The 2,572-nt window shown below is 71.3% G+C and carries 3 protein-coding genes; all 3 read right to left on the reverse strand.

What is annotated here, in order from left to right; genetic code table 11:
* Window positions 1–350, reverse strand: a 350-nt coding sequence (locus EIO58_RS15980) for a hypothetical protein (protein WP_205789327.1), incomplete at its 3' end; no start/stop codon positions are given.
* 188 nt (window positions 351–538) lie between these two features.
* Window positions 539–1,579 (reverse strand): non-homologous end-joining DNA ligase, encoded by a 1,041-nt coding sequence (gene ligD / locus EIO58_RS15985; RefSeq protein WP_127820329.1) that lies wholly within the window; start codon window positions 1,577–1,579, stop codon window positions 539–541.
* Window positions 1,580–1,776: 197 nt separating this feature from the next.
* Window positions 1,777–2,572, reverse strand: a 796-nt coding sequence (locus tag EIO58_RS15990; protein ID WP_164861781.1) for an SseB family protein, incomplete at its 5' end; no start/stop codon positions are given.

Genomic DNA, 2,572 nt, shown 5'->3' on the forward strand with positions numbered 1-2,572 from the left:
CGTGCCAACTCGACGCCCTCCAGGGCGATCCCGACGCAGTTCTCGTCGCCCATCGAGATGAGGACGGTGCTGCAGAAGTTGTCGTACCACCGGTCCTGCCACGCGAGCACCGCATCCGATTCGCTGGCGAGGACGGATGCCGCGCCCCCTGCCTCCTGCGTGCCGGCGGCGTTCTCGACCGGTGCCGTGGGGTCGGCTGCCACCGTCGGGGCGGCCGCCGTGGGCGAGGCGGCCGGGGCGCACGCGCTCAGTGCGAAGGCGCTTGCGAGCACTGCGGCGGTCAATGCGGCTCCGAAGGGGGATCCAGGTCCCGTGATGCTCAGACGGTGGACGGTGCGGTGGGTCGACATGGCGGCTCCGATGCTCGTGGGGCCGGCGGTTCCGGCTCCCAGCGAAGCTACGGAAGACCTCGCGGTGCTGAGGCGACCGCGGAGCAGTGCAACCACCGTGCAATCTGGGCGACGCGCGGCGGCGCTGCGCGCGGATCAGACCTGTTCGAACCGGACGAGGCGCCGGCCGATGAGGGCCGGCGGGCCTCTCACTCGCCCTTCGGCCAGTTCTCGGGGTTGATGCGGCTCGGCTGCACGCGCGGCGGCTCGCCGGGCATCTTCGGGAAGTCGGGCGGGAACGGCAGCTCGCCGAGCCCGTCGTCGAGGTCGCGCTGCCACCACTCGAGCAGAGTGTCGATGCGCCCCGGCTTCGCAAGCAGGTCGGCCCACGGGTCGCCGATGTCGGCGAGACGCTGCGGCACCGATCGAACCGTGAAGGTCGCGGGGTCGACCCCCGCCTCGAGCTCGTCCCATGTGACCGGCGTCGAGACGGTGGCTGCGGGCAGAGCCCGCGGGCTGTATGCGCCGGCCATCGTCCGGTCGCGGTTGGCCTGGTTGAAGTCGATGAAGATGCGCTCGCCGCGCTCCTCCTTCCACCAGTTCATCGTCACCTTGTCGGGCAGCCGTCGCTCGAGCTCGCGCCCGGCCGCGATGACGGCGTGGCGCACGTCGAGGAACTCCCACTCCGGCTCGATCGGGCAGAACACGTGGATGCCGCGGTTGCCGCTCGTCTTGAGGAACGCGGTCAACCCGGCCTCCGCCAGCACCTCGCGCATCGCCGGGGCGACGGCTGCGGCATCCGCGAAATCCGTGCCCGGCTGCGGGTCGAGGTCGATGCGCAGCTCGACCGGATTGTCGGTGCTCGCCGTCAACGACGCCCACGGGTGGAACACGATCGTGTTCATCTGCACCGCCCACACCGCGGCGGCGATCTCGGTGAGGACGATCTGCGGATGCCGTCGCCCGCTGTTGTACGTCACCGTCTGCGACTCGACGAACGCCGGGGCTCCCTTGGGCGGGTTCTTGGAGTAGAAGCGCTCGCCTGCGACGCCCTCGGGGAACCGCTCGAGCGACACCGGCCGGTCGCCGTTGGACGCGAGGAACGGCTCGCGCACGCCGATCAGATACTCGGCCAGTTCGTGCTTGGTGATGCCCACCTCGGGCCAGATCACGCGGTTGGGGTTCGAGATCCCGACCTCGCGGTCTCCGTGCGGACCGGGGACGGTGACGGTGATGCGCTCCGAGGCCATGCTCCGACGGTAGCGGGATGCCGCGACATCCGGCATCCCTCCGCGCACGGAATCGCCCGCCGGCGCCCGGTCCTCCGCTCCTCACCCCACCCACCGCGTCAAAACAGGTGATCTCGCCGACGCAGGACGAAAACCCCAGAAACAACCTGCCTCCGCGAGATCACCTGTTCTCGAGAGGACGAGGGCCGGTGCGGATGTCAGTCGACGAGCGCGAGCAGCGGTGCGAGGTCGTGGCGCGTGAGCCGGATCCACGGGCCGGCCGGGTCGACGACGACGCCGCTGAGTCCGGCATCCGTCATCAGCGCCTTCGCGAGCTGCGCGCCGGTGAGCGGCGCGGCGTTGTCGCCCCTGCCGGTCACCGCCACCTCGAGCGGGTGCGAGTACACCTCGAGGTACCGCGAGCCGTCGGGGAGTCGCCCCTCGGCGAGTCCGGGCACGCCACCCTCGGCCTGTCCCACTGCGACCCACATCCTGGCGTTCACCAAGGCTGCGGCGACGGCGGCCGCGGTCGCAGGCGTGCGCTCGCCCACCAGGAGGGTCTTCACGGTCAGCTGCGGATCGGCCTGGTCGACGAGGCGCTGCAGCAGCTCGCGCGGCAGCACCGCACGGGCAGGAGCCGACGCCGGGTCGATGATGATGCCGTCGTACGACGACGAGAGCACGTGCCGCAGCACGCTCATGACCGGCTGCGCCATGGCCGAGGTGTCGACGTCGCCGTCAGCGCGCAGGCTCGCCTGCAGCGCGGGCCCGCTCGAGTACACGAGTCCGAACGTGCGGTCGCCGGCGGTGACGACGGCGAGCGGCAGATCCTTGCCCTCTGAGAGCAGCGTGCGCGCATCGCCCTTCACCCGCAGGAACACGTGCCCCTGAAGCAGCTGCCGCGCGACGTCGAGCAACGTCTGCGACGGCGGTCCGTCGGGCACGCGGGCGAGCGCTTCGCGCAGCAGCACATTGTCGCGCAGCCCCGGGACCGTCTCGCTCGGCGCGGGCGCG

This window comes from Microbacterium sp. CPCC 204701, from assembly GCF_004010105.1.
Taxonomy (GTDB): domain Bacteria; phylum Actinomycetota; class Actinomycetes; order Actinomycetales; family Microbacteriaceae; genus Microbacterium.

Bases quoted from the DNA above. Each gene is read 5' to 3' on its own strand.
- ligD (WP_127820329.1), bottom strand. From the start codon at position 1,579: ATGGCCTCGGAGCGCATCACCGTCACCGTCCCCGGTCCGCACGGAGAC.